The organism is Haloarcula marismortui ATCC 43049, from assembly GCF_000011085.1.
Classification (GTDB): domain Archaea; phylum Halobacteriota; class Halobacteria; order Halobacteriales; family Haloarculaceae; genus Haloarcula; species Haloarcula marismortui.
Map to the genome: position 1 here is coordinate 1339297 of NC_006396.1, position 25040 is coordinate 1364336.

General features: G+C 62.3%; 27 protein-coding genes and 1 tRNA gene. 12 read left to right on the forward strand and 16 right to left on the reverse strand.

Annotated features, from left to right (window positions below; translation table 11 throughout):
• Positions 1-43: 43 nt before the first annotated feature.
• The gene (locus RR_RS10680; protein ID WP_011223663.1) at positions 44-1840 is read right to left on the reverse strand and encodes a sensor histidine kinase; all 1797 of its coding nucleotides are present in this window, start codon (positions 1838-1840) and stop codon (positions 44-46) included.
• Between the two features lie 165 nt (positions 1841-2005).
• Here RR_RS10680 and RR_RS10685 point away from each other — a divergent pair, with 165 nt between their 5' ends.
• A complete protein-coding gene (locus RR_RS10685) occupies positions 2006-2452 on the forward strand; it encodes an NYN domain-containing protein (RefSeq protein ID WP_011223664.1) in 447 nt (148 codons plus the stop codon).
• A 53-nt stretch (positions 2453-2505) separates the two neighbouring features.
• Positions 2506-3351, forward strand: coding sequence for a TatD family hydrolase (locus RR_RS10690; protein ID WP_049938883.1), 846 nt, complete (start codon positions 2506-2508; stop codon positions 3349-3351).
• 30 nt (positions 3352-3381) lie between these two features.
• Here the strand turns inward: RR_RS10690 and pstB are convergent, their stop codons facing one another.
• From pstB to RR_RS10710, 4 genes are read right to left on the reverse strand one after another with little or no spacing between them, the layout of a single operon-like run.
• Positions 3382-4281: a phosphate ABC transporter ATP-binding protein PstB gene (gene pstB, locus RR_RS10695; protein ID WP_004957189.1), complete on the reverse strand. Its 900-nt coding sequence runs from the start codon at positions 4279-4281 to the stop codon at positions 3382-3384.
• Positions 4282-4284: 3 nt separating this feature from the next.
• Entirely contained in the window at positions 4285-5985 is a 1701-nt protein-coding gene (gene pstA / locus RR_RS10700; RefSeq protein ID WP_007190773.1) for a phosphate ABC transporter permease PstA, read from the reverse strand.
• Positions 5986-6004: 19 nt separating this feature from the next.
• Entirely contained in the window at positions 6005-6937 is a 933-nt protein-coding gene (pstC, locus tag RR_RS10705) for a phosphate ABC transporter permease subunit PstC (protein WP_004957192.1), read from the reverse strand.
• A gap of 51 nt (positions 6938-6988) precedes the next feature.
• Complete coding sequence (locus tag RR_RS10710; protein ID WP_049939157.1) at positions 6989-7999, reverse strand: PstS family phosphate ABC transporter substrate-binding protein; 1011 nt, start codon at positions 7997-7999, stop codon at positions 6989-6991.
• Between the two features lie 310 nt (positions 8000-8309).
• On the opposite strand from RR_RS10710, the gene RR_RS10715 reads away from it, so the two are divergent.
• Entirely contained in the window at positions 8310-9308 is a 999-nt protein-coding gene (locus RR_RS10715; RefSeq protein WP_004957198.1) for a phosphate uptake regulator PhoU, read from the forward strand.
• A gap of 55 nt (positions 9309-9363) precedes the next feature.
• Here the strand turns inward: RR_RS10715 and RR_RS10720 are convergent, their stop codons facing one another.
• Positions 9364-9735, reverse strand: a complete 372-nt coding sequence (locus tag RR_RS10720) for a 30S ribosomal protein S8e (protein WP_004957203.1) — start codon at positions 9733-9735, stop codon at positions 9364-9366.
• Positions 9736-9825: 90 nt separating this feature from the next.
• On the opposite strand from RR_RS10720, the gene RR_RS10725 reads away from it, so the two are divergent.
• Together RR_RS10725 and RR_RS10730 are read left to right on the forward strand one after the other, a co-directional pair.
• The gene (locus tag RR_RS10725) at positions 9826-10266 is read left to right on the forward strand and encodes a DUF2240 family protein (RefSeq protein WP_007190770.1); all 441 of its coding nucleotides are present in this window, start codon (positions 9826-9828) and stop codon (positions 10264-10266) included.
• Positions 10266-10610 carry a hypothetical protein gene (locus RR_RS10730; protein WP_011223669.1) on the forward strand — a complete coding sequence of 115 codons (345 nt, stop codon included), beginning with the start codon at positions 10266-10268 and terminating at the stop codon, positions 10608-10610. Before RR_RS10725 ends, RR_RS10730 begins: the two co-directional genes overlap by 1 nt.
• Before the next feature lie 54 nt (positions 10611-10664).
• Here RR_RS10730 and RR_RS10735 read toward each other — a convergent pair whose 3' ends face one another.
• Positions 10665-11147, reverse strand: a complete 483-nt coding sequence (locus RR_RS10735) for a hypothetical protein (RefSeq protein ID WP_004957211.1) — start codon at positions 11145-11147, stop codon at positions 10665-10667.
• A gap of 122 nt (positions 11148-11269) precedes the next feature.
• On the opposite strand from RR_RS10735, the gene pyrF reads away from it, so the two are divergent.
• Positions 11270-12103: an orotidine-5'-phosphate decarboxylase gene (gene pyrF / locus RR_RS10740; protein ID WP_004957213.1), complete on the forward strand. Its 834-nt coding sequence runs from the start codon at positions 11270-11272 to the stop codon at positions 12101-12103.
• A gap of 1 nt (position 12104) precedes the next feature.
• Here pyrF and RR_RS10745 read toward each other — a convergent pair whose 3' ends face one another.
• Positions 12105-12305 carry a hypothetical protein gene (locus tag RR_RS10745; RefSeq protein WP_049938884.1) on the reverse strand — a complete coding sequence of 67 codons (201 nt, stop codon included), beginning with the start codon at positions 12303-12305 and terminating at the stop codon, positions 12105-12107.
• A gap of 130 nt (positions 12306-12435) precedes the next feature.
• Between RR_RS10745 and RR_RS10750 the strand changes: the two genes are divergently transcribed.
• The gene (locus RR_RS10750) at positions 12436-12624 is read left to right on the forward strand and encodes a hypothetical protein (RefSeq protein WP_049938885.1); all 189 of its coding nucleotides are present in this window, start codon (positions 12436-12438) and stop codon (positions 12622-12624) included.
• Here the strand turns inward: RR_RS10750 and trpG are convergent.
• From trpG to trpD, 4 genes are read right to left on the reverse strand one after another with little or no spacing between them, the layout of a single operon-like run.
• Positions 12621-13244, reverse strand: a complete 624-nt coding sequence (trpG, locus tag RR_RS10755) for an anthranilate synthase component II (protein WP_011223671.1) — start codon at positions 13242-13244, stop codon at positions 12621-12623. The genes RR_RS10750 and trpG overlap by 4 nt on opposite strands.
• The gene (gene trpE, locus RR_RS10760) at positions 13241-14851 is read right to left on the reverse strand and encodes an anthranilate synthase component I (RefSeq protein WP_011223672.1); all 1611 of its coding nucleotides are present in this window, start codon (positions 14849-14851) and stop codon (positions 13241-13243) included. Before trpE ends, trpG begins: the two co-directional genes overlap by 4 nt.
• Positions 14848-15492: a phosphoribosylanthranilate isomerase gene (locus tag RR_RS10765; RefSeq protein ID WP_011223673.1), complete on the reverse strand. Its 645-nt coding sequence runs from the start codon at positions 15490-15492 to the stop codon at positions 14848-14850. The genes trpE and RR_RS10765 overlap by 4 nt, the downstream gene beginning before the upstream one ends.
• Positions 15489-16484 (reverse strand): anthranilate phosphoribosyltransferase, encoded by a 996-nt coding sequence (trpD, locus tag RR_RS10770; RefSeq protein ID WP_004957230.1) that lies wholly within the window; start codon positions 16482-16484, stop codon positions 15489-15491. Before trpD ends, RR_RS10765 begins: the two co-directional genes overlap by 4 nt.
• A 178-nt stretch (positions 16485-16662) precedes the next feature.
• On the opposite strand from trpD, the gene RR_RS10775 reads away from it, so the two are divergent.
• Together RR_RS10775 and RR_RS10780 are read left to right on the forward strand one after the other, a co-directional pair.
• A tRNA-Val gene (locus RR_RS10775) sits at positions 16663-16737 on the forward strand.
• Between the two features lie 266 nt (positions 16738-17003).
• Positions 17004-17357, forward strand: coding sequence for a hypothetical protein (locus RR_RS10780; protein WP_007190763.1), 354 nt, complete (start codon positions 17004-17006; stop codon positions 17355-17357).
• A 13-nt stretch (positions 17358-17370) separates the two neighbouring features.
• Here the strand turns inward: RR_RS10780 and RR_RS10785 are convergent, their stop codons facing one another.
• Together RR_RS10785 and RR_RS10790 are read right to left on the reverse strand one after the other, a co-directional pair.
• Positions 17371-17862, reverse strand: a complete 492-nt coding sequence (locus RR_RS10785) for an HTH domain-containing protein (RefSeq protein ID WP_004957239.1) — start codon at positions 17860-17862, stop codon at positions 17371-17373.
• Between the two features lie 181 nt (positions 17863-18043).
• Positions 18044-18364, reverse strand: coding sequence for a lycopene cyclase domain-containing protein (locus RR_RS10790; RefSeq protein WP_011223675.1), 321 nt, complete (start codon positions 18362-18364; stop codon positions 18044-18046).
• Between the two features lie 108 nt (positions 18365-18472).
• Here RR_RS10790 and RR_RS10795 point away from each other — a divergent pair, with 108 nt between their 5' ends.
• Entirely contained in the window at positions 18473-19615 is a 1143-nt protein-coding gene (locus RR_RS10795) for a CBS domain-containing protein (RefSeq protein WP_011223676.1), read from the forward strand.
• 18 nt (positions 19616-19633) lie between these two features.
• Here the strand turns inward: RR_RS10795 and RR_RS10800 are convergent, their stop codons facing one another.
• Both RR_RS10800 and RR_RS10805 read right to left on the reverse strand, forming a co-directional pair.
• Positions 19634-20647: an NADP-dependent oxidoreductase gene (locus RR_RS10800; RefSeq protein ID WP_004957248.1), complete on the reverse strand. Its 1014-nt coding sequence runs from the start codon at positions 20645-20647 to the stop codon at positions 19634-19636.
• Between the two features lie 186 nt (positions 20648-20833).
• The gene (locus tag RR_RS10805) at positions 20834-23059 is read right to left on the reverse strand and encodes a CDC48 family AAA ATPase (RefSeq protein ID WP_011223677.1); all 2226 of its coding nucleotides are present in this window, start codon (positions 23057-23059) and stop codon (positions 20834-20836) included.
• 200 nt (positions 23060-23259) lie between these two features.
• Here RR_RS10805 and RR_RS10810 point away from each other — a divergent pair, with 200 nt between their 5' ends.
• Both RR_RS10810 and larC read left to right on the forward strand, forming a co-directional pair.
• Entirely contained in the window at positions 23260-23676 is a 417-nt protein-coding gene (locus RR_RS10810) for a universal stress protein (RefSeq protein WP_011223678.1), read from the forward strand.
• 46 nt (positions 23677-23722) lie between these two features.
• Positions 23723-25039 (forward strand): nickel pincer cofactor biosynthesis protein LarC, encoded by a 1317-nt coding sequence (gene larC / locus RR_RS10815; RefSeq protein ID WP_011223679.1) that lies wholly within the window; start codon positions 23723-23725, stop codon positions 25037-25039.
• Position 25040: the final 1 nt, after the last annotated feature.

Sequence of the window (25040 nt, forward strand, 5' to 3'; positions counted from 1 at the left end):
TAGGGCAACAAGACTGGGACCGAAAATACGCCGTCGGCCTTCGTTACTCGCTTTGCGCCAGCGGGAACACGAGCTCGACCCGTGTTTCGCCGTCGTGGTCTTCGTCGATCGTTACAGACCCGCCAAGGCGTCGGACAAGCCACGTAACCGCCCACAATCCGAGTCCACGGCTGTGTGCCACTGGCCCCTCGGTCTCCGAATCCAGGACGTCGCGTTCCATATCGGGGATAGCGGACCCATCGGTATCGACGCTGACTGTCACCTGACCCGCCGGCGTCTCTTCAGCTGTAAGCTTGACCGTCGGATTGGGCAGATCGCTGTATTCCAGCGCGTTCTCGACAAGAATCTCAAGTATCAGGTCGATAGCCATCCTGTCGCCTGATACCTCCGCGTCAGTCGGCGCTACCTCAATGGTTGCCCCGGAATGTTGTTCTGTGAGGTCGTCCCGGATATCAACGAGAGTCTGCTCGAGGTGGAGTGTCCCATTCCGGAGGTCGCGCTCGATGGCCCGGTCGAACGTCCGTGCTCGCTCGGCCAGCGAATCAAGTTCTTTCGAGGCGTTTTCGATTCTGTCGATGTGTCCGCTAGCGGCGTCAACAGAGAAATCGGACGAGCCGAGTTCTTCTTTGAGGAGTCTTGAATTACCCCGTATCACGGTCAGCTTGTTTCGGATGTTGTGCCGGAGAATCCGACTCATGACCATGAGCCGCTGCTCTCGCTCCTTGTCCTGCGTGATGTCGCGAACGATGCCTCGCAGTTTCGGCGTCCCGTCGCGAACCGTCTTTTCGGCCCGGAGTCGGAACCAGCGCTCGGTTTCGTCAGCGGTCTGACGGCGCGCCTCTAGTTCCATCGGTTCGCCGGTTTCACGACAGGTCTCGATAGCGTCGCGAACGGCCGCTCTATCGTTGGGATGGTACTGTTTGATAGCCTCTTCAAGCGTCGGATTGTACTCTGGCGTTCCGTAGAGGCGCTTCATGCCGGCAGTTCCCTCTATCAGACCCGTCTCCAGATCGAGCTCCCACCCGCCAACGTCGGCCAGGGTTTCGGTCCCGACGAGCCACTCCAGTTGTTCCTCCCGCTGTTTCAATCTCGTTGCGTCGTCCAGCCCAACGACGACGCGTTCGACAGTCCCATCGTCGCCCAGTATCGGCGCGGCATTGCTTGAAAGCCACCGCTCGCTCCCATCCTCGAGTTCTATCCAGTGCTCGAACCCAAACACCGGTTCACCCGATTCGAGTACCTGCGTAACCGGGTGTTCCGAGTCGGGGATTTCCGTCCCGTCTTTGTAGTATATGTTCCACTCCGGCTGGTCGTATCGTCTTCGAGTGATTTTCTCGCGTTCAAGACCGAGTAGCTCCTCGGCACGATCGTTAGCCAGCGAAATTCTTCCAGATCGTTCTACGACGACGATGCCGACCGGACTGACCTCGAAGACCCGCTCAATGAGGGCCTGCTTTTCTCGCCGCCGCTTGCGCTGTGTGATATCCTCCGCCAGCCATAGTACGCGCCCCACGTCGTCACCACCGACCGGCGTGACGCGCGCCTCGAAGTATCGCTCTCCATGATCGAGTGATAGTTGATACTCGATGTGCCGCTGTTCCCCTGTTTCCAAGACATCCTCGATAATCGTGTAGAACTGGTCAGCCTGTGCTGTAGAGAAGATATCCCAGAGGTCCGTTCCCAGCAGTGCTTCCGGGTCTTTGAAAAATAAGGCCCCGTTGTGGGCGTTGTGGATGACATCGACGAAGACGCCGTCGGCGTCTAGGACGATAGCCGGGTCTGAAATTATCTCACAAAGCCCGTTTAGCACGTCTTGATCGTGAAGAGATTCTTTACTCATGTGTCAATTTATACACACCTATTGCTGGCCGACTCCGCATGGAAATGTGTCCGTAGTGTGTGGGAGGAATCATCCTAAGTTTTGTGCCGTGTCATTCTATATAGCGGGAGGCGGTTTACGGATCGAAGCGGCACGCATAAGCGGGCCGGGCGGGGAAAGAGGCGCATGAAGCTGCTCCGTCGGATATTCGAGGACAAAGACTCGCCCCAGCGCGTCGGACTGTTCGTCGATGGCCCAAATGTGCTCAGGTCTGAATTCGATGTCGATTTAGACGAGGTCCGAGATATCGCAGCTGAGTACGGTCCGCTGGCAGTCACCCGTCTCTACGTCGACCAGAACGCCTCGCCCGGACTCATTCAGGCCGCTGAAGCCCGCGGGTTCGAGGTTCGAACAACCAGCGGTGACGTTGATGTCCGACTCGCTGTTGACGCGACAAACGCCGCCGTTGCTGGACAGATAGACGTGCTGGCCGTCGCCTCGCGGGATACGGATTTCAAGCCGGCGCTGGAAGTGGCCGCACGGGAAGGGGTCAAGACGGTCGCCATCGCGCCGGGGGAGTACGGCCGCTCCGATGCGTTACGCAACGCGGCTGAAGACGCAGTGACGCTCTAATCTCCGACGCCCAGGACGCCAACTGTTTTTTCGGCCAGTGCTATTGAGCACGTATGGACATCGACGACACGCCGGTACTGGACAACCACCTCCATCTCGACCCGGTCAACGGCCGGAACGTCGCGGCAGCCGAGGAGTTCGCGTCCCAGGGCGGAACACACCTGCTGGTGCTCAACAAGCCGTCCTGGCATCTTGTTGAGAAGGCCACTGACGAGGCGATCTTCCGGGAAGTGTTCGACCTGACTGTCGAGGCCGCCGCCACAGCGACCGAGGTGCTGGGCGGGCGCGCCTGGCCCGTCCTCGGCGTCCACCCGGCACTAATTTCGAAGCTCGTCGACGACGGCTACACGCCGCCGGAAGCGCGAGATATCATGCAGACCGGCCTCGACGTGGCGGCGGGGTACGTCGATAACGGCGATGCGCTCGCGATGAAGTCCGGCCGCCCGCACTACGACGTGGACGACGCCGTCTGGGAGGCTTCGAACGAAGTGATGTGCCACGGGTTCGAACGCGCCGCCGACGTGGGCTGTGCGATACAGCTCCACACCGAGGGCGGCGAAGACTTCGAAGCAGTCGCTCGCTGGGCCGAAGACCGTGGCCTTGACCGCACGCAGGTCGTCAAACACTACTCCGGGGGCCGACTCCGCGGCCCGGTCAAATCGGTACTTGCAGATAAGGACGAACTGGAAATCGCGGTCGAGACCGACGACCCGTTCCTGATGGAGACCGATTACATCGACGACCCGGACCGCCCCGGCGCAGTACTTGGCCCGAAGACCGTGCCGCGGCGCGTCCGCTGGCTCCTCGAAAACGGGGACGAAGACGCGGTCAGAACAGCACACGTCGAGACACCGAAGGCGGTGTACGGCATTGACACCGAAGCGACGCTGGAGCGGTGAGTGGCGACAGCGAAGGGCGACTGATGGCGGTTATCCGAACTTGCCGGTGATGTAGTCCTCGACGCGCTGGCTCTCGGGGTTCTCGAAAATCTTGTCAGTATCGTCGAACTCGACGAGCTCGCCGCCAGTGAGGAAGACAGCCGTCTTGTCGGAGATGCGAGCCGCCTGCTGCATATTGTGGGTGACGATGACGACCGTGAACTCCTCTGCCAACTCCTCGATGAGGTCCTCGATCTTCGAGGTGGCGATCGGGTCAAGCGCCGACGCCGGCTCGTCCATCAGAATCACGTCTGGGTCGACGGCAATAGCGCGGGCGATGCAGAGCCGCTGTTGCTGACCACCTGAGAGGTCGAGTGCGCTCTTGTCCAGTTGGTCTTTGACTTCGTCCCACAGTGCGGCGCGCTTGAGTGCCGTCTCGACTTTCTCGTCGATGTTCTCCGTCTGGTCCTGAATCCGGAGGCCGTAGGCGACGTTGTCGTAGATACTCTTGGGGAAGGGGTTCGGGTGCTGGAACACCATTCCAATGCGTCGCCGCAGCGCCACCGGGTCCACGTCAGCGTCGTAGACGTTTTTCCCCTCGAAGTGGAGGTCCCCTTCGACCCGTGCCGCGTCGATGAGGTCGTTCATGCGGTTGATACACCGCAGGAACGTGGACTTGCCACAGCCGGAGGGGCCGATCATGGCGGTCACCTGTTTTTCAGGGATGGCCAGATCGATGCTCTGGAGCGCTTGCGTCTCGCCGTAGAACACGTTCAGGTCACTGGATTCGATGACTGGTTTCCCCGTCTCGGCCGCGGTCGAGTCGGTTCCCTCCACGTCGATCGACTGTTCGATGAGAGGGTCGCCGGACGGGTCGGGTGACGACGCGGCCGTTTCAGTGGTCGGTGTGGGCTCGGTACTGTCGTTGCTCGTCATCTCGTTCTCTGTCATGAATTATCCTGTTCGCTGATACCGGTTCCGGATGACAATCGCTGTCGCGTTCATCACCAGCAACACTGCAAGCAGTGTAATCACGCCGGCCGCCAGCACGCCGTGGCGGAACGCCGGGTCCAGTTCCGACGACCACGAGAAGATCTGGCGGGGCATCATACTCGCCACATCGAAGAAGCTGTTCGGCGCGAGCCGGACCGACGCCGCCGCCCCAATCATCAGCAGTGGGGCCGTCTCGCCGATAGCCCGACCCAGCGCCAGTATCGTTCCGGTCAGAATGCCCGGCAGGGCTTCGGGAAGGACGACCTGTCGGATCGTCTGCCAGCGGGTGGCACCCATTCCATAGGACGCCTGCCGGAACGAGTCGGGGACAGACCGGATCGCCTCCTGCGCGGAGATGATCACGATAGGGAGTATCAACAGGCCGACTGCGAGGCCGGCGACGATGACGGACCCCTGGGGCCACTGGAGAACCCGGATGAAAAGCGCCAGTCCGAGCAGGCCGTATACGACCGACGGGACGCCGGCGAGGTTTCCGATGTTGATCTCGATGAGCGTGACGAACTTCCCCATCAGTCCCTGCGAGGGGGCGTACTCCTCAAGATAGATCGCCGCCCCGACGCCGACCGGGAAGGTAGTGAGCACAATCACGATAATCATCATCACTGAGCCGACCATCGAAGGGTAGATACCGGCATCAGCAGCGGTCCGTGAGGTCGCGCTCGTCAGGAAGCCCCAGTCGAGCCATGGGTTCGGTCCGGCAAACCCGAGCGCACTGGTGGCGACGGCCCCAGCGGCCACACCCAGCACGGCGACGACCGGGAAGGCGAGTCCGCGGACGCCCTCGCCACGGCGAATCACGCCTTCGACGTAGACCCCAAGCGGGAGCGCGGCGAAGGTGACCAGAAGTAGCCACACCTCAGTCCCGATCCCGAGTAGCGGCCCAGCGACGGGGCCCAACACCGCGACCGCCGTCGTCATCCCGACGACGGCCAGACCGTCACGCCGCGACTCGCGTCGCTGTTCGACGAACCAGCCTGCGGCACCAGCGATTGGAAGCACGAGCGTCAGGAGCAACATGACCCAGTCTGTGGGCACGAACGGGAGCATCATGATCGCCTCCCGGAGGCTGATCACGCGGTAGTACAGCCCGAAATCGAGACCGAGCGCCGCGGCGGCGTCGGTAACGAACGAATTGAACCAGATAGGTGGCAGACCGAACACGGTGATGACCGGAGCGAGGAACACGACACCAAGCCGTTCGAGCGCCGCCTTCGGTCGCAGTCGGCCGTGGGCGACAATCAGACCGGCGGCCACGGCCAGCGAAATGAGAAGGGCGAACCACCCAAGCACGGAGATAAGTTCGATGAACAGCACCGCAAATCCGCCGGTAAGCAGGAGTCCAACGACCGGGAGTCCGCTGGTGACATAGGCAACCTCGCCGGCCGGTTCGTCGAGTCGATAGTAGTAGACAGCCAGTGCGGCCAGCGGCACCACCACGGTGGCGGCGTAGGTCGCCAGCCAGCCCGCGTCGGCCGAAAAGGGCCGGAACGCGTCGTTGGCGACGAACAGCAGGAGAATCAGGACAGAGACGAGTCCGAACGCGGTCGCCGCGAGACAGGTCGCCTCAAAGGCACGCCCACGCAGATGGTTGACATCGCTGTTCTCCCCGTGCCAGCCTGTTTCAGGTTTTCGTGTTGCCATCAGTTCAGTCCCCCAGTGTTCATTCGTACTCCTCCCGGTAGCGCGCCGCGATTCGGTTGCTCAACAGGTTCAACAGGAACGTGATGACGAACAGCGTCAGGCCGATAGCGAAGAGACTGGTAAAGCCCAGTTGACTGACGCTGTCGGCGCTGTTGATCTGGACCATCGCTGCCGTCATCGGCTGGTACCCCTGAAAGAGGTTTGCCAGTGGGTCCGAGAGGTTCAGCATCCGTGGCCGACTGCCGGCCGCGACAACGACAATCATCGTCTCGCCGATAGCCCGCGACAGAGCGAGAATGAACGAGGAGAAGATGCCCGAGGCCGCCGCGGGGACGACGACGCCGGTGGTCACCTCGAATTTCGTCGCGCCCATCCCGTAGCCGGCCTGTCGTAGTGAGTCCGGGACGGCGCTCATCGCGTCCTCGCTCAGACTGGAGACCATCGGGATAATCATGATGCCGACCATGATGGAGGCGCTGAGGATATTGAACGTGTTGACCGGGAGCCCGATGGTTTGGAGGAACGGCGTCACGTATACGAGCGCAAAGATACCGTAGACGACCGTCGGGATACCAGCCAAGATTTCCAGCCCCGGCTTCAGAACCGAGCGCATCTGGTCGCTGGCGTACTCGCTGAGGTAGATCGCGGCCGCGACGCCCGTCGGGAGCGCGATGACGGCAGAGATTACCGTCACCAGCAGTGTGCCGCTCAACAGCGGGAGCAACCCATAGACGTTCCGGCTGATGAGAAACTCCGTTCCGGTGAAGAAGTCGACCGGGTTCACCAGCGTAAAGAACGTGACCGCGTCGCGTGCGAGCAACACGACGATGCTGACGGTGACGAGAATCGACGCGGCAGCACACAGGAGCAGGACGTATCGATACATCCGCTCGCGTGCTGCGCGTCCGCTCGGTCTGGACGTAATATCCGGCCCGGGCGTCTCGGTGCTCATTGTGTTGTCTCCAATAATGTGCTCATGTGAGTAAGCCGACTCTATACTGTGTTAGCCAGCAACCTCGTCCAGCTTTTCGAGGTTTTCATCGCGCTGCTCGGCGCTCGAAGGCACGTACCCGATCTCCTGAACGATATCGGTTTCAGCCTGTTCGAGGTAGAACCGAATGAACTCGTAGACCGCCTCGTTCTGCAGGGATGACTCGGACGCATAGATGAACAGCGGCCGGGCCAGCGGGTACGAGCCGTCCTTGGCGTTTGCCAGGCTCGGGGCGGTGCATTCGCCGTCCTCCTCGGCCTTGACTTCGACGGCTTTCACCGCTTCGGAGTTTGAGTTGTAGTACGCGAACCCGAAGTATCCGATGCCGCCCTCGTTGTCACGAATTCCCTGAACAATAGTCTCGTCCTCCTCGGTCGGCTGGTACTCGGTCGTGTGTTCGGTGTCCTCACCGACGACGTTCTCGTTGAAGTAGTCAAACGTCCCAGAGGTCGACGCCGGACCGTAGCGTTCGATCTCCATGTCGGGCCACTCGTCACGCACGTCCGACCAGTTCGTGACATCCGATTCATCGCTCCATATCTGGCGCAGTTCGTCGAAGGTCAGGCAGTCGACCCAGTCGGCATCGTTGTTGACCGCGACAGTCAGAGCGTCGCCCGCGATCTCGAACTCAACTGGCTCGACATTGTTGCCAGAACACTGCTCTATCTCGGCGTCCGTGATAGGACGGGAGGCCCCGTTAATATCGGAGTCCCCGGGACAGAACCAGTTCTCGAAACCGCCGCCGCTCCCCGTGGAGTCGACGGTGACGTTGACGTTTCCATGCTCCGCCATGAACTCCTCGGCCATCGCGTCGGAGATGGGGAACACGGTACTGCTGCCCTTGATAATGACCTGCCCCGAGAGCCCGTCGGAATCGCTACTGTCAGACCCACTGCCATCGGAGCCACTGCCGTCGCCACTGTTCGTATTCTGGACACAGCCAGCCAGCGCCAGTGTCCCGATTGCACCAGAACTTGTCAAAAAACGACGGCGAGAGATACCACCGCTCGGTGAATCTGTCATCATCAGATTGGAGATGAAGAGCGGATAAGTACCCTACTATTAGCCCTATATCCAGATATAAACACTATATATTACTATATACCATTATGTGGCGCTACCGTCTTACACCGCAAAAACGACGTAAAAGCTGTCTAAAGCCGATTGAGCCCCGATCAAGGCAACAATTCATCGGGATGATGTTGTTAGCAGACCACTTGGCTTAGCGCCCGCATCACGTGTCGTGATTCCATGACAGCGCAAGTCAGAGTTTTGACCGTTGATATATAGTCTCAGTATATTTTATAAATCTGCAGCGCGTATTCAAAGTACTATGGAGACGCGCAAAGTACAGCTGACGGGCGGGTCCACGTATACTGTCTCGTTACCGAAGGAGTGGGCAACAGAGAACGGCGTCGAAAGCGGCAGTGTCGTCGAGTTTTATGCCGAAGACGACCTGCTACTGGTCTCACCACAGCACGGCGACGACCACGTCGAGGGAACGCTGGACGTGACTGGCCTCGAAAACAGGCACGAACTCACGCGGGCGGTGATGACGATGTACGTTAGCGGCTTCGATATCATCCGACTGGAAGCCGCCCGGATAACAGCCGAACAGCGGCGTATCATCCGCGATGCGACACAGGGACTGGTCGGTCTAGAGATGATCGAGGAGACGGCCGACCGGGTCGTCCTGCAGGACCTGCTCGATTCGTCGGAACTGTCCGTGCTTAATGCTATTACACGTATGCGGCTAGTCTCGTTGACGATGCTCTCAGACGCCGTCGAGGCGCTCATCGAGGATGACAATGACCTTGCGGCGGACGTGATACAGCGCGACGACGACGTGGACCGCCTCTGGTACATGGTCTCCCGAGTGTTCCGAACCGTCCTTCGCAATCCGACGGCTGCCAACGAGATCGGCTTCCCACGTGAGACAGTGTTCGATTACCAGTCCAGCGCCCGTCAGCTGGAGCGTATCGCTGACCACGCGACCAAGATTGCCAGCCTCTCTCAGGAGATCGGTGAAATCACCGGCGAGACTGCTGACCTTCTCGATCAACTGGAGACTGAGGCCATTGCTGTCCCCGAAACCGCGATGGATGCGCTGTTAGCTGACGACAACGACGAGGCCGTCGAACTGGCAAACGAGGCTCGCTCTCGTATTCCCGAAGTCGACGAAACCGCCCGCGAGGTCGATGGAAAGGTCAGAGAGCTAGACCCACAGAGCGCACAGTTGCTTGGCCGCGTGGTCGACTCGCTGTCCCGGACCGCCGACTACGGCGGCAATATCGCCGAAAGCGCCCTCCAGAAGGCCGCCCCACGTCCATAGCCGACGCTGTCGCTCCGAATTCGCGAACAGCTGAAAAAGCTGATTGCGTGCCGGATTACTCGACCAGCACGGCGTTGACCTGACCGTGCTGTCCGGGGCGGGAGGTCACGCGGGCCTGTCCCTCGGAGGTCTCGAGGATTGCGCCTTTGGTGATGATGTTTCGCCGAGCGTAGTTCGGGTTCGACGGGTTCTCGACGACGTTTTCGATGGTCGCTTCGATGGTCTCCGCACCGTCGGCGATGCTCGCAACGTCGGTCTTGACCGCACGGACCTTCTGCGTGTTGCCGCGTGAGTCGACGGTCTTCAGTCGCTGCTCGCCGACCTGCGTCTCGACGGTGTCCTTACCGAGTTCGTGTTTCTTCTTCTTGTGGTTCGGTCGTCGTCGGCCGCCTGTCCGCTTGCGAGGGGAGCGTCCCTGGTCTTTCATACGGGAAGGAAGACCCAGCGGCTACTTGAACCGTTCGATGCCGACGCGCCATCGTAATCGTTACCCCCACGCCGGCAGGTTACTCTGATGATGAGTCTGAAGACGGCCGTCGCCGCGCCGTTCCGCCAGCGTGGAACCGACCGGATGGCGGAAAGTGAGTTCGTCGTTGCACTCTCGCTAGACCGGAACTGGTTCTCGCCCGACCAGGCCAAGACACTGGTCGACGTGGCCGCGAGCGAGGGCTTAGTCGAGCGGGACGACGACGACCTCGTTGTCGCCTTCGACGCGACACACACCGCGATTCCGGACGGGTTTACACCGGGCGAGGAAATCCTGCAGTCACGGTCGACGTTCGAGCGCGTACTCGACGCTGTTATCGAGGCTGGCATCGAGAAACAGACCGCCGTCGCCGGCATCAACGCGCTTCAGTCTGATATCGGTGTGACACTGGAGGCCGCAGCCGTGGTGTATGCGCGCAGTGAGGGCGTCGATGTCGAAGCCATCGCTGCGGACGTCCGGGAGGAGCTCTAATGGTCAAAGACAGCATTTCTGACGGTCGACGGATCGGGCAGTTACTTGCCTCGGAACTGACCGGCCTCCAGCGCGGGCCGCTCTCAGGTGTTTCTGTCGTCGATGCCGACAGGGACGTGGAACCGACACCGGCGGGTGCCTTTGCCTACCGCGTGACAGCCGACGGCACCGAGGTTGCGGTCGTCGAGGTAACGCCGGAGACGGCCCGACTGGTCCTAGAGCAGGCACCCGTGATTGCGCCAGAGCGTGATGATATCACTGTCGACGGGACAACCGTTGTTGTTCACAGCGGCGCGGCGGTAAAAACTGCAGTCGACATGCTGGAGCGGTCTCTCTCGGGGTAGCACGGCTTTTTTTGATGTGAGGACACGACTGCACTCCAGCTGAACTACCTAGAATCAGTGACGGCTCGGCTCAGCAATAGCCGCGGACGTCCACGCCACGAAGCCGGTGAGGACGAGCACGGAACCGAGTATGGCCGTCGCGGCAGCGATAGCAAGCACAAGTGACGGGAGACCGAGCGGCGTTCCGACAGCGAGGACAATCGGGGTCACGGTGATACAGAGCGAGCCAAGCGCGACGGCCCGGCGCTGTGTCGTCGTCAGTTCGATACCGAGGTGGAACAGCGACCCGGGCTCCGGGTCGGGAGCAGCGAGGCCAAGACACAGCAGCGGGACACCGAGAAACACCAGCGTCGCGGCGACGGCATACGACCAGAACAGCCACTGCCCGGACGCTGGCGCAAGCGACAGAAACGCGCCAACGGCTACGAGCACGACACCACCAACGAGCCCGAACTGCCGTAGCCGTGGGTCGTTCAGGGCTTCGCTCAGGTCTGGGAGGGTCTCGGCCACGTGGCCGACATCCATGAAGCGATCCATACGCGGGCTTTTGCCTACGGTGTAAAATAGACAGGGGGAGAAAATATCAAATCTGATTCCACCAAAGCAGGCCACGATACGAGAAGGAAACGCTTGTATCGCTGCCAGCCGCTGCGGTATCTATGCACTTCTTCGACCGTCTCGCGGACCGCATCGCGACCGCCGACAGCGTGGTGTCGGTCGGCCTCGACCCGGACCCTGCCCGCCTCCCCGACAGCGTGCTGGACGCCGACCTCCCGCGCTGGCAGTTCAACCGTCGGATTATCGACGCAACCCACGAACACGCCGCGTGCTACAAGCCAAACGCCGCCTTCTACGAGGACCCCGACGGCTGGCGCGCCCTCGAAGAAACAATCGCCTACGCACACGGGAAGAACGTGCCCGTCCTGCTGGACGCCAAGCGGGGTGACATCGGCAACACCGCACGGCAGTACGCCCAGATTCTCGACGAGGATGAAGGGCCTGCTGCCGACGCCATCACGGTCAACCCGTTTCTCGGCCGCGACTCATTGGAGCCGTTCCTCCAGCGCGCGGACAGGGGTGTGTTCGTCCTCGGGCGCACGTCGAACCCCGGCGGCGAAGACCTCCAGGACCTCGAACTGGCCTCCGGTGAGAAACTGTACGAGCGCGTGGTCCACCTCGCGGACCTCTGGAACGGCAACGGGAACGTCGGCCTTGTCGTCGGCGCGACCAACCCCGATGAACTCGAAGAGATCCGCGAACTGGTCCCGGACATCCCGTTTCTCGTTCCCGGCGTCGGCGCGCAGGGCGGCGACGCCGAGGCCGCTGTCGAGCACGGCCTCGCCGATGGCGTCGGTCTGGTCAACTCCTCGCGCGGTATCATCTTCGCCGGCGAGGACGCCGCCACGCGGCGCGACGATTCTGGCGACGCGTTCTTCAAAGCTGCCGGACAGTCGGCAAAACAGCTCAAACAGCGACTGAACCAGTTCCGATAGCTTAGAACCGGTACGTGTCCACGCCGTCGGGCATGTTCTCCGGCGACTTCCGGTCGCCCGGCTGGCCGACCTCCCCACCGCACTCGACGCACATCCCGATGTCCTTGTCCCAGTGGCGGTCACAGACGAGTCGCCCGCACCTGTCGCAAGTGTGGTCCACGTCGGGGCGCTCACAGATTTCACACAGTCCGGCTACGCTCATGGTAGTTGGTAGCATAGCTGACCGTTTGAATCTTTGGCGGTGTGACCCGGAGCGGGTCGCCAACCCCACGCCGGGACAGTCTCTCTTGCTGGCCACGAAGTATTTCCCCGTGGCCATTCCTCTCTATAGTATGTTGCCACTCCTCCAGCTCGGATCGCTTCCGTCACTGCCAGCGTTACTCGTCGGCTTGCTGGCTATCGCCGTGGTACTGCTGGTCGGTCGGCTCGTGATGAAGGTGGCGTGGCGACTCGTCATCATCGCTATCATCGCCGTCGCCGTCCTCTGGATACTCGGAATACTGGGCTTTCAAGTCATCTAGAGCCCGGCGAGGAAGTTCCGGATCACGTCGTGACCGACTGCGGTCAGGACCGACTCCGGATGGAACTGAACGGCTTCGATGGGGTGCTCACGATGGCGGACGCCCATCACCAGTTCCGTGCCGTCTTCGGTCTCTGTTGTCGCGCTGACGACGAACTCCTCAGGAACGTCGTCGGCGATAAGTGAGTGATAGCGTCCGCCCTGGAACCCCTGTTCCAGCCCTGCAAAAACGCCCTTTCCGTCGTGGTCGATGGGGAACGCCTTGCCGTGAATCGGCTCCGGCGCGCGACCGATGGTGCCGCCGTAGGCGTACACCGCCGATTCGAGGCCGAGACAGACACCGAGTGTCGGCACGTCAGGACTGACCTCACGGAGGACATCCAGCGTGACCCCGACATCGCGTTCGTTCTTCGGATGGCCCGGGCCCGGCGAAAGGATAATCGCGTCGGGGTCGAACGCCTCGACATCGTCGAGCGATGCCGTGTTCCGGACGACTTCAGTCTCGGCGTGCTCGGAGACGTACTCGACGAGGTTGTACGTGAACGAGTCGAAGTTATCGACGAATAGCACCCGGAGGTCGTCCCTGACGGCGTCCGCACCAGCGGGCTGTGCTGTGCTCATCGGGTCACCTCCTCGTGGCCTGCAGCGCGCTCTGCCACGTCGACCGGTTCCCCTTCGATTTCCTCAAGCGCGGTCAACACGCCGTCCATCTTCTGCTCAGTCTCGACGTACTCGCTTTCCGGGTCCGAGTCCGCGACGATGCCGGCCCCGGCCTGCACGGTGATGCGGTCCCGGTCACCCTCGTCCTCGACCGTCGCCGAGCGGATGACGATAGCGAAGTCGGTGTCGCCGTCCCAGTCGAAGTAACCGACGCCGCCGCCGTAGGGGCCACGGGGCGAGCGTTCGAGTTCGTCGATAATCTCCATGGCGCGGATCTTCGGTGCACCGGAGAGGGTCCCCGCCGGGAACGTTGCCCGGGCGGCGTCGAAGGCGTCTTTGTCTTCGGCGAGTCGGCCCGTCACCGTGGACTCGATGTGCTGGACGTGGCTGTACTTGAGGACGTTCATGAACTCGGGGACTCGGACGCTGCCGGCCTCGGCGACGCGCCGGACATCGTTTCGTGCCAGATCGACCAGCATCGTGTGTTCGGCCCGCTCCTTCCCGTCGGCGAGCATCTCACCGGCGAGGCGGCGGTCCTCAACCGGAGAGTTCCCGCGCGGGCACGTCCCCGCGATAGGATTCGAGACGACGTGGTCGCCGGCGACGGAGACGAGCGTCTCCGGACTCGCGCCGACGATGGTCAGGTCATCGTAGCCCAGCAGGTACATATACGGCGAGGGGTTCACCGCCCGGAGGGCCTCGTAGAAGCCCAGCGGGTCGACGTCGCCGTACAGCTCTCGGGTTCGGGAGATAACGCCCTGATAGATGTCGCCCGAGAGGACGTACTCCTTTGCGCGTTCGACGGCGTCCTCGTACTCGTCTCTGGGGCCAGCGACTTCGTCCTCGCGGCGGAAACCGCCGGTCGAAAGCGGTGACAGGTCCGAGAGCACGGCCTCGACCCGTTCAGCTTCGGCGACCAGTTCGCCGTAGCGCTCGCCGGCGTCCTCGCCTTGCCTGACAACCGGCGTGAACACGAGCGAAACAGTGTCCTCGACGTGGTCGAACCGGACCGTCGACGTGGTGAGGACGAACTGCGCGTCCGGGAACCGCGAGTCCGGGCGGTCTAGGCCCACTTCGTCGAGCCAGAGGTCGTAGACGGCGTCGTACGAGAGAAAGCCCACGAGGCCGCCTTCGAGGTGCTGGCGGTCCATCGCCGGGAAGTTTCGCAGCGCCACGTCGGGCATCGCCGCCCGGAGGTCATCAACCACGTCGCCACCGTCAGTCGTTACGAGGTCGGCGTAGCGGTCGTCGAACGCCTCGACCTCGCTCTCGTCACCGGTCACGGTGACGACGGCGCGCGGGTCGTAGCCGACGAAGGAAAAGCGGGCGTGGCGGTCGTCCGTCTCCGGCGCGAACGCGCCGTCGGGGTCGCTGGAGGCGACCTTTTCGGCACTTTCGAGCAGGAACGTGTAGTCGTTGGCGGCCACGTCGCTCGTGCGACCAGTCAGGGCCGCGTACGCGGTCAGGGGCTCCACGTCTACGTCAAGTTCCGCAGCGGTGCGGACGACGACCGGACGGTCGGCCTTGGCGTGTTCGACGAACTCCTCGCGGGAGATATCGAGAGTCATACTGCGCCCTCCGGCGCTTGCTTTGCGTTCCGCACGAACCGTCCAACTGCGTCGTGGTCTTTCGTGCCGCCAGCGGACTCCACGCCGCTCGCCACGTCGACGGCAAACGGCTCGACTGTCTCGACGGCCTCAGTCACGTTCTCGGGGGTCAGCCCGCCGGCCAGCACGATAGGCACGTCAAGCGAGTCAACGAGATCGCGCGTGCGCTCCCAGTCGTGTGTCTCGCCCGTGCCGCCACCGCCGTCGGCGTCGACCGAATCGACGAGCAGGGCGTCGGCATGGGTGGCGTAGTCCTCGATGGCCGGCGCGTCTGCCTCGACCACGGCGACAATGTCCTGAGTGATTCGGTTGTTGAGGGCCCCGAGTTCCGCCGGCGAGAGGCCGTCGTGGACCTGCACCGCGTCGGGCTCGATCCTGTCGATACGTCTGACGGCCTCTTGCACCGTCGTCGGCATCATCACCAGCACGCTCGTCACGAACGGCGGGACGCCATCAGCGATCGTTTCAGCCGTTCCCTCGTCGACCTCCCGCGGCGTATCGACCGGGACACCGTGGATGATACCGACCGCGTCAGCACCAGCTGTAACGACAGCATCGCGGTCCTCGGTGTCCGTCACGCCGCAGATCTTCACGCGCGTCATGCCCCGATCAGGTCGTCGAGTTTGTCGGCTGCCGCGCCCGACTCGATGGCCTGTCGGGCCTGTTCGACTCCCGCTTCGTGCGTGTCGGCGACGCCGGCGACGTAGATGGCTGCGCCGGCGTTGGCGAGGATGATGTCCCGCTTCGCGCCGGTGACGTCACCGGTGACGATGCCGCGAAGGTCGGCCGCGTTCTCTTCCGGCGATCCTCCGGAGATAGCCTCGATGTCGCGGGTTTCCAGACCCATGTCCTCTGGGGTGATGGTGTACTCCGCGATCCGGTCGTCGGTGACCTCCGCGACAACCGTCTCGCCGTGGATGGCGATCTCGTCGAGGCCGTCACCGTGGACGACCAGCGCCCGCTCAACGTCCAGTCGGGCCAGTGCCTCAGCCATCACGGGCACGAGGTCCGGATCGTAGACGCCCAGCACCTGTGCATCCGCGTCGGCAGGGTTCGTCAACGGGCCGAGAATATTGAACACAGTCCGCATTCCGAGTTCCTGTCGCGGGCCGATGACGGCCTTCATCGCCGGATGGAATACGGGCGCGAGCATGAAGCCGATGCCGTCTCGTTCGATCGTCTCCTCAACGTCCGGCGGTTCGGCCTCGATGTCGACGCCGACCTCTTCGAGCACGTCGGCGCTCCCCGAAGATGAAGAGACAGAGTAGTTGCCGTGTTTGGCGATGGGGACGCCAGCCCCGGCGGCGACAATGGCACTCGTTGTCGAGACGTTGATTGTGTTGTAGTCGTCGCCACCGGTTCCACAGGTGTCGACAAGCCCCTCGCGGTCGGGCCGGATGGTCCGTGCGGCGTCGCGCATCCCCTCGGCAAAGCCGGCGATCTCAGCCTCCGTCTCCCCCTTTGCCCGCAGTGCCGTCAGGAGCGCACCGATCTGTGCCTCAGTTGCATCCTCGAAAACAGTCGTCGCAACGGCTCGAGCTTCCGCCTGTGTCAGGTCGTCACCGTCAGTGACGCGTTCAATATACTCTTTCATTGTATTCACCAATGGACTTTTTCGTGTTGTGATGTACAAATCCGTACATTGACTTAAGCCTATCGGGACCCCTGCTCGCCGACGAGTATGTGTGGGCAATCAACAGACAACGTGGTGATACGGAATTCGAAACCTTCAATTATACCCACCGGAAACAATGTGGTGTACCTCGCAGTGAGGGTTCGTGGTCTAGGTCGGTTATGACACCTCCTTGACATGGAGGAGGCCGGCGGTTCAAATCCGCCCGAACCCACTTCTGACGACGTCACCGACGAGCGGAGCGAGTCGCGGTCGTCGTCTGTAGGGTTGCCAAGGATTTGAACCCTGAAAGGCGAGCGAAGCGAGTCTTCCTTTGGTTCACAATCCGCCCGAACCCATTTCTACTGTCGCTACCTCCCGAGCGGAGCGAGTCGGCAGCGACCTGTGGAGTAAGCAGAGTCGTGTGCAAGGGCGCATATCTCGACGCTCCGACAGGGGCATCCCATAGTTTCTTGCCCCAACCGCGTTAGAGTCATCTATATGAGAGATCAGGTCGAGTCGGCGGACGCGTTCGAACAGTTCGTGCTCCTTGCAGTTGCAGAACTCGAAACGGCCGGTGAAACGCCAGTCCACTCCTATCATGTGACCCAGACGGCGAAAGCACATCTCGCGGATGTCGACCGACAGCCGTTCGGCGGCGTCGAGCGCCAGAAGGTCATCTCGGCGCTGGGCCAACTCGCCGACAAGGGGCTGTTGCGCACCGAACAGACGCAGTCACCGACGGGGAAAGGACGGCCGGGGTACGAACTGGCCGGAGATCCAGAAGAAGTGCTCGAAGTGCTGTCAGCGACAGATGAGTTTGAACCGTACGTCGACGCGGTCTGGTCCTCATAGCGGGCCCCACTCGTTAGACGACGCTCACGCCGCCGCGCTCCTGATCGAGGGCGGGTGGCTGGCCCGCTTCGAGACGTTCGAGACGGTCCATGATCGTATGGACGACGTCGTCTTTCGTACACGGTGCGACATGGACGAGTTCGCTGCCGTCGTACTCAGCCAGCCCCATGACGGGCAGCGCCATGGCGTCGTACGCCGACTCCGCCACTTCTGAATCAACGGTCGTGTCCTGATAGAACGATTCGAGCGAGACGTTGTTGCTCAGTGCCCACTGCTTGAACTCGGCGACACGGTTCAGAATGTACTTGCCTTCTTCCGTCCGTGCGGCGGCCGACTGCGGCGCGATCTGTTTGCCCCAGACGATGACGTTGAACCCGTCGATGTGGTCGTTCTCGTCGAGTGTCTGGAGATGGTCGATGACAGCTTCCTGCCGTTCGTGTGCGCCGTCGGGCAGCATCGACCGGACATACAGCTCGATGTGAGGTGTCGGCGTAGTATCACTCATAGCTATCGGACGACACTCCCGGCTGACACATATAGATACTGTGAGAGATGTCTGCATAGTTCAGATAGTGTCATCAGGGCCTGAAGAGTGTGAAATCAGCCGCTCCAGTGCATACCTCTCCTTCCAGTCGTAACGCTGGCTCGGGAGCAGTTAACAGCTGAAACCAATATCTGATTTCTAACTATTCGCTGTTCGACCCAGATGAAAGACCGTGGAGGTTCTCGTGGATGCCGAGGATGAGCGCGGGAACGACAATCATGAAGATATGCTCCTCAATGGGAATCCCGAGGAGGTCGACACCGGTTCGGAGTTTGATCGCGAAGACACCGACGGTCAGTGTGTACCAGTCCCAGACGTACGCGATTGGATAAAGCACGACGATGGTCTTGGCCGCCATCCGGAGGGCGTTGGCACGCCAGAGCAACGCGAGCGCAACAGTCCCCCAGACTACCTCTGTGACCAGATACGTGTAGGGGCCGAAGATACCGATGTCAGGTAGCATACAGCCACCTTAGATCCAACGGCCTAAAGCTTAGTTCGTCTCTCGATTTCCGGGGACTAAACCAACCTTGATAACCCCACACGTCGAATCTACGAATTGTGAAGAACTATGGATATTGCTGATATCGCCACCAGAGAATTTGTCGAGGTTGACGCCAACAAGCGCTTGGGGAAAGTCCGGTCTATCTTCGAACGCGAGAATCCCAAGGGTATCATCGTCACGGAAGACGATGACTACACTGGCGTGATCACGCAGAAACAGCTGGTCCAGTCCCATGTCGAGGACAACGCGAAAGCGGGGGCGATGACGCGCTCGGCACCGAAGGTCGAGCGCACCGACGACGTGCGCGAAGTCGCGCGCGTCCTCGTCGAGGGTGGTGTCAAGCTCGCGCCGGTGTTCGAGGCGGGCGAGCTCTGGGGTATCGTCACTGAGGACGATATCCTCGATGCGGTTCTCGACAACCTTGACGCGCTGAGCGTCGAGGACATCTACACGCGGGATGTCATCACGGTGTCCGAAGACACCAACGTCGGGCAAGTCGTCAATCTCCTCCGGAAACACGGCATCTCCCGGCTTCCGGTGCTCGGTGACGACGATGGCCTGACCGGGATGGTCACGCGCCACGACATCGTCGACGTCGTCGTCCGTGACATGAACAAGACGACGCGGGGCGACCGCTCCGGCGAGATCGAGCGCGTGCTCGACATGCCCGTCTACGACGTGATGAGCAGCCCCGTAGAGACGGCGAAGCTCGGCGACTCCGTCGAGGACGCCGTCGCGCGGATGCTCGAAAACGACTTTGCCGGGCTCGTCGTCACGCCGGAAGACGACGACACCCACGTCGCCGGCATCCTCACGAAGACCGACGTGCTCCGCGCACTGACCTACACCGAGGAGGAACACATGGACGTTCAGATCACGAACATCAAACTGCTGGACACCATCTCCCGTGCGGACATCCGATCCGACATCGAGACGGTCGCCGACAAGTACGGGGCGATGCAGGTCCAGCACGCCCACGTCCGGTTCCACGAGCACAAGGAGAAGCTCCGTGGCACGCCGCTCATCCAGTGCCAGATCCGCCTGCGGACCAACAAGGGTCAGGCGGCCGGCTCCGGTGAAGGCTACGGCGCTGAAACCGCATTCAACGTCGCGCTCGACAAGCTAGAGCGCAACGTGCTCGAACTGAAAGGCGTCCAGGCCGACGAGGAGTACCGCGGCCAGCTCCTCCGCAAACTCGGCGAACTGTAACCGAGGAATCGCTCTTTTCTACCGTTCGGCGACCTGCACGAGCTGCTTGCCGATGTTCTCACCCTCGAACAGCCCGAGGAACGCGTCGGGCGCGTTCTCGATGCCTTCGGTGACGGTCTCTCGATAGGAGATGTCGCCCGAGGCGACCCACTGACCGAGCTGCTTCGTCGCTTCCTCGAACCGCGGCTCGAAGTCGGAGACGAGGAGACCTTCGACGGTCGCACGGGACTGGATGACCTGTGTCAGCTTGCGCGGCCCCATCGGTATCTCCTCGCTGTTGTACAGCGAGATCTGTCCGCAGACGGCGACGCGCGCGTCGGTGTTGAGCCGCGTGAACACCGCGTCGGTAATCGGTCCGCCGACGTTGTCGAAGTAGGCGTCGACGCCGTCCGGTGCGGCCTCGTCCAGTGCGGCCCGGTAGTCGTCGGTCGTCTTGTAGTTGATGCCCACGTCGAAGCCCAGATCGTCTTCGAGGAACGAGACTTTCTCGTCGGAGCCGGCGAAGCCAACGACGCGTGCGCCCTGTAGCTTGGCGAGCTGGCCCGCAACGGAGCCGACGGCCCCGGCGGCCCCGGTGACGACGAACGTGTCGCCGGCCGCAGGCTGTGCGACTTCCCGGGTACCGAAGTACGCTGTCAGGCCCGGCATCCCCAGAACGCCGAGTGCCGTCGAAATCGGTGCGAGTTCGGGGTTGACCTCTGTGAGTACCGGTCCAGGTGCTGTGGCGTACTCCGCCCACTCTAGCTCACCAGTGACGACATCGCCTTCGTCGAAGCGTGCGCCGTTGGATTCGACGACCTCACCGACAACGGCACCCTTGAGTGCGTCGCCTACGTCCCACGGCTCTTCGTACGATTCGCTGTCACGCATTCGGTCGCGCATATACGGGTCGACAGAGAGGTACAGCGTCTTGATGAGCACCTCGCCGGGCCCCGGTTCAGGGATTTCTTCCTCGGAAAGCTCGAACGTATCGTGGTCGGGGGTCCCTTCGGGGCGCTTCGCTAGCCTGTAAACGCGGTTAGTGTTCGACATCACCCCCTATACACTTGGGACCCGAAAGGGGGCTTCGAAAGGAGAAACAAACACCGGTTGTATAGTTTATCTAATAATTATACACAGATATTGTGCAACCACCGAAAACGCATCGCTGCTCAGGAGCGGTGACGTAGAAAAACGCGTTCGAATCGCAGCGAGGGACAGGAATCGAGGTCGCCGGAGTTACTGGAAGCCGATCCGGCCGCCGGTTCCGGCCTGGCGCTGCGGGCTGGAACCGCCTCTGAACTCCTCTTCCATCTGCTCGTAGTACTCGCGGATGTCGTCGGTAATCGTCGGGCGCACGCTGTCCATCGCCTGCCGGAAGTGACGCATCTCGACTTCCTCCGCGTTGTCGTCCTCACGGAGTGCCTCGATGGCAGCCTCCCGGGCGATAGATTCGAGGTCCGAGCCGACGAACCCATCGCTGACTTCGGCCAGTTCGCGCAGGCTCACGTCGGGCGACAGCGGCGTGTCGTCCGTGTGGATCTTCAGGATCTGCTCACGGCCCTCGATGTCGGGCTCGCCGATCATCACGAGCCGGTCGAACCGGCCCGAACGGATTAGCGCCGGGTCGATCATGTCCGGCCGGTTGGTCGCGCCAATGACCATCACGTCCTCCATCTCTTCAAGCCCGTCAAGTTCGGTCAGGAGCTGATTGACGACGCGCTCGGAGACGTTCGACCCCATCTCGCCGCCCCGACCCGGTGCCAACGAGTCGAGTTCGTCGAAGAAGATGATGGTCGGGGCGACCTGGCGGGCCTTCCGGAACGTCTGGCGGATGGCCTTCTCGCTCTCGCCGACCCACTTCGAGAGCAGTTGCGGGCCACGGACCGAGATGAAGTTTGCGTCCGTCTCGTTGGCGACGGCTTTCGCCATGAGCGTCTTCCCGGTGCCGGGTGGGCCGTACAGCAACACCCCCGACGGCGGTGTCACGCCCATGCGCTCGAACTTCTCCGGGGAGTTCATCGGCCACTCGACGGCCTCCTGAACCTGCTCTTTAGGCCCACTGAGCCCGCCAACGTTGTCCCAGGACATCTTCGGGAGTTCGACCAGCACCTCCCGCATCGCCGATGGACTCACCTCGTTGAGCGCCCCTTTGAAGTCGTCGCGCTTGATTATCATCCGGTCGATGAGGCTCGGCGGGATGTCCTCCTCGTCCAGATCGATCTCGGGAAGGTAGCGCCGGAGCGCCTTCATCGCGGCCTCCTTCGTGAGACTCTCGATGTCGGCTCCGACGAAGCCGTGCGTGTCAGTCGCCAACTTGGCGAGATTTACGTCGTCGGACAGCGGCATGCCGCGGGTGTGGATCTGGAGGATTTCCTCGCGACCGACCTCGTCCGGCACGCCGATCTCGATCTCGCGGTCGAAGCGGCCCGGGCGACGGAGCGCGGGGTCGACGCTGTCGACGCGGTTCGTCGCGGCGATGACGATGACCTGCCCTCGCGATTCGAGGCCGTCCATCATCGTCAGCAGCTGGGCGACGACACGGCGCTCGACCTCGCCGGTTACGTCCTCGCGCTTGGGCGCGATGGAGTCCAGCTCGTCGATGAAGATGATCGAGGGCGATTCCTCGCTTGCGTCCTCGAATATCTCGCGTAACTGCTGTTCGGACTCGCCGTAGTACTTCGAGATGATCTCGGGGCCGGCAATAGAGAAGAAGCTAGCGGAGGTCTCGTTGGCGACAGCCTTCGCAAGCAGCGTCTTCCCGGTGCCGGGCGGGCCGTGGAGCAGAACCCCCTGTGGCGGCTCGATGCCGAGCTTCTTGAAGATCTGGGGGTGTTTCATCGGCAACTCGACCATCTCTCGCACCCGCTGGATCTCGTTTTGCAGCCCGCCGATGTCCTCGTAGGTGATGCCGCCGCCGGTCTTCTCGAAGCCGGAGATCGGTTCCTCGCGGAGTTCCACCTCGGTGTCTTCGGTGATGAGACAGACGCCCTCGGGCTCGGTCTCGACGGCGATGAGCGGGATGGCCTGTCCGGGCGAGCGCATGAACGGGTGGTTCGTCGAGGACATCACCGGGACGATGTCGCGCTCGACGACCGGCCGTTTCAATATCTGCCGCTTAACCATGCCAGCGGCGTCGGAGCCGAACTGGACCGACGCTTCCTCGGGCGGCGCGAGGACGAGCTTGTCGGCCTTCTCGGCCTCGGCCTTCCGGATTGTGACGCGCTCACCAATACCCACGTCAGCGTTCTGGCGCGTGAAGCCGTCGATGCGAACAGTGTCAGTGTTCCAGTCCTGCCGGTCGGCCCGCCACACCTTGGCCGCGGTCGTGTCGCTCCCCTCTATCTCGATGATGTCTCCGGGGGAGAGCTTGAGATGCAACAACGTATCGGGGTCGAGTCTGGCGATACCGCGTCCCGAGTCGTTCGGGTACGCCTTCGCCACTTCCAATTGAACTTCGTTCATAGTAGAGCCTGCTTACAATGAACTCGGGTAGCCCCGGAGATATGCTTTATGCTACCGGCGGCCAAGACGCAGGGCGACGGGTTTATATGATACCTAATAGCACACCGCACAGTAGGGCATAATAGCCACCGGTCTGGGTTGCCGTGACACAGGCTGCCGCCATCGCCGCGTTTCATAAGGCTGGACGCGATAGCGCCGGTATGGTATTTCTCGTTCCCTTCGATGGGTCACCGCTTGCAGATGCGGCACTCAACCGCGCCGTCACCTACGCTAAAGCGCTTGACGAGGACGTCGTCGCTGTCGCGTTTATTCCGACTGGCGCCGACTACGCCGAGCGCCGCCGCCGCGTCGACCCGACCGAGGACTTCGCCGCCGAGACCGCTGCGGACGACCTCCGGCGCAAGATCGAGGAGGCGACCGACGACTCTGAACTCCGCTACGACGACGTAAGCGCTCACTCCACCAGCGAACTGTCGACGACGATCAGACAGACCGCCCGCGACGTTGACGCCAACGTCGTGTTCCTCGGCAGCGACGACACCGAGGACATCGTCGTCCCTATCGGCGAAGTCACAGACGGCGAAGACTACGACGTCCACATCGTCCGCCGGACTTGAGGACGTAGCAAGAGGGCTTTTACTGGCGCGGCCTGACCCTCCGGGTATGCGAACACTCGCTTTCGACGGCCGGATGGGCGCGGCCGGTGATATGCTTCTGGGGGCGCTGCTGGCTGCCGGAGCCGACCGCGACGCCCTGTCGGTCGTTGAGGACACACTGGATATCGAGTACGCTGTCTCCGAGGTGGACCGCCGCGGGATTGCTGCAACGCGTGTCGACGTGCTGCTGACCAACGCTGCTAGCGACGGCGATGGGTCTCAGGACCACGCTCACGACGGTCACTCGCATTCTCACACCCATGACGAGGGGCATGGCCACACTGGGGACGACGCACATGCTCACTCCCACGACGAGCACACCCACGCCGAGGGCCACGGCCCGAGCCGAACGTACGCTGAAGTCGTCGAACTCGTCGAAGGGATGGACCTGCCGGCGGCCGTCAGGGCGGACGCGCTGGCGATCTTCGAGATACTCGGCGAGGCCGAAGCGTCGGTTCATGGGACGGACCTTGACGACACACACTTCCACGAGGTCGGGGCTGACGACGCCATCGCCGACATCGTCGGTACCTGCCTCCTGCTGGATGATCTCGACGTCGAACAGGTCGTGACGACGACGCCGGCGACGGGGGGCGGCACCGTGGAGATGAGCCACGGTACCTACCCGGTTCCGACTCCGGCGGTAGTCGAAATCGCGGAGCAAGCCGACTGGTCGCTGCAGGGTGGCCCCATCGACAGGGAACTCCTGACGCCGACCGGCGCGGCGATTCTCGCCCACATCGCCGAGGGAACTGAGTCGCTGCCGCCGCTCGACATCAACGCGTCGGGGTACGGCGCTGGCGGGTGGGATCTTGACGACCGCCCCAACGTCTTGCGGGCGATGGTCGGCGACAGCGCGGGGCGACTCCGCCGCGACGAAATCACGGTGCTTGAGACGAACGTCGACGACGCTCCGCCCGAGGTGCTTGGCGACCTCCAGCGCTCGCTCCCGGACATCGGTGCCCGCGATGTATCGATAGTCCCGACGACGATGAAGAAGTCACGGCCCGGTCACATCATCAAGGTCATCTGCAGACCGGAAGACGCTGAACGGGTCGCGCGCCGTCTCGCAGAAGCGACCGGGACGCTCGGCGTGCGCGAATCCGGGGCCGGCCACCGCTGGGTCGCCGACCGGGAGTACGAGACAGTCGTACTCTCCGTTGACGGCGAGCAGTTCGAGGTCACGGTCAAGATCGCAAGTGACACCGACGGCACGGTGTTCGATGTGAGCGCGGAATACGATGACGCCGCGGCTGTCGCGGACGTGACCGGACTCCCCGTCCGCGAGGTGATGCACCGGGCCGAGCGGATGGTCCGGGAGTAAC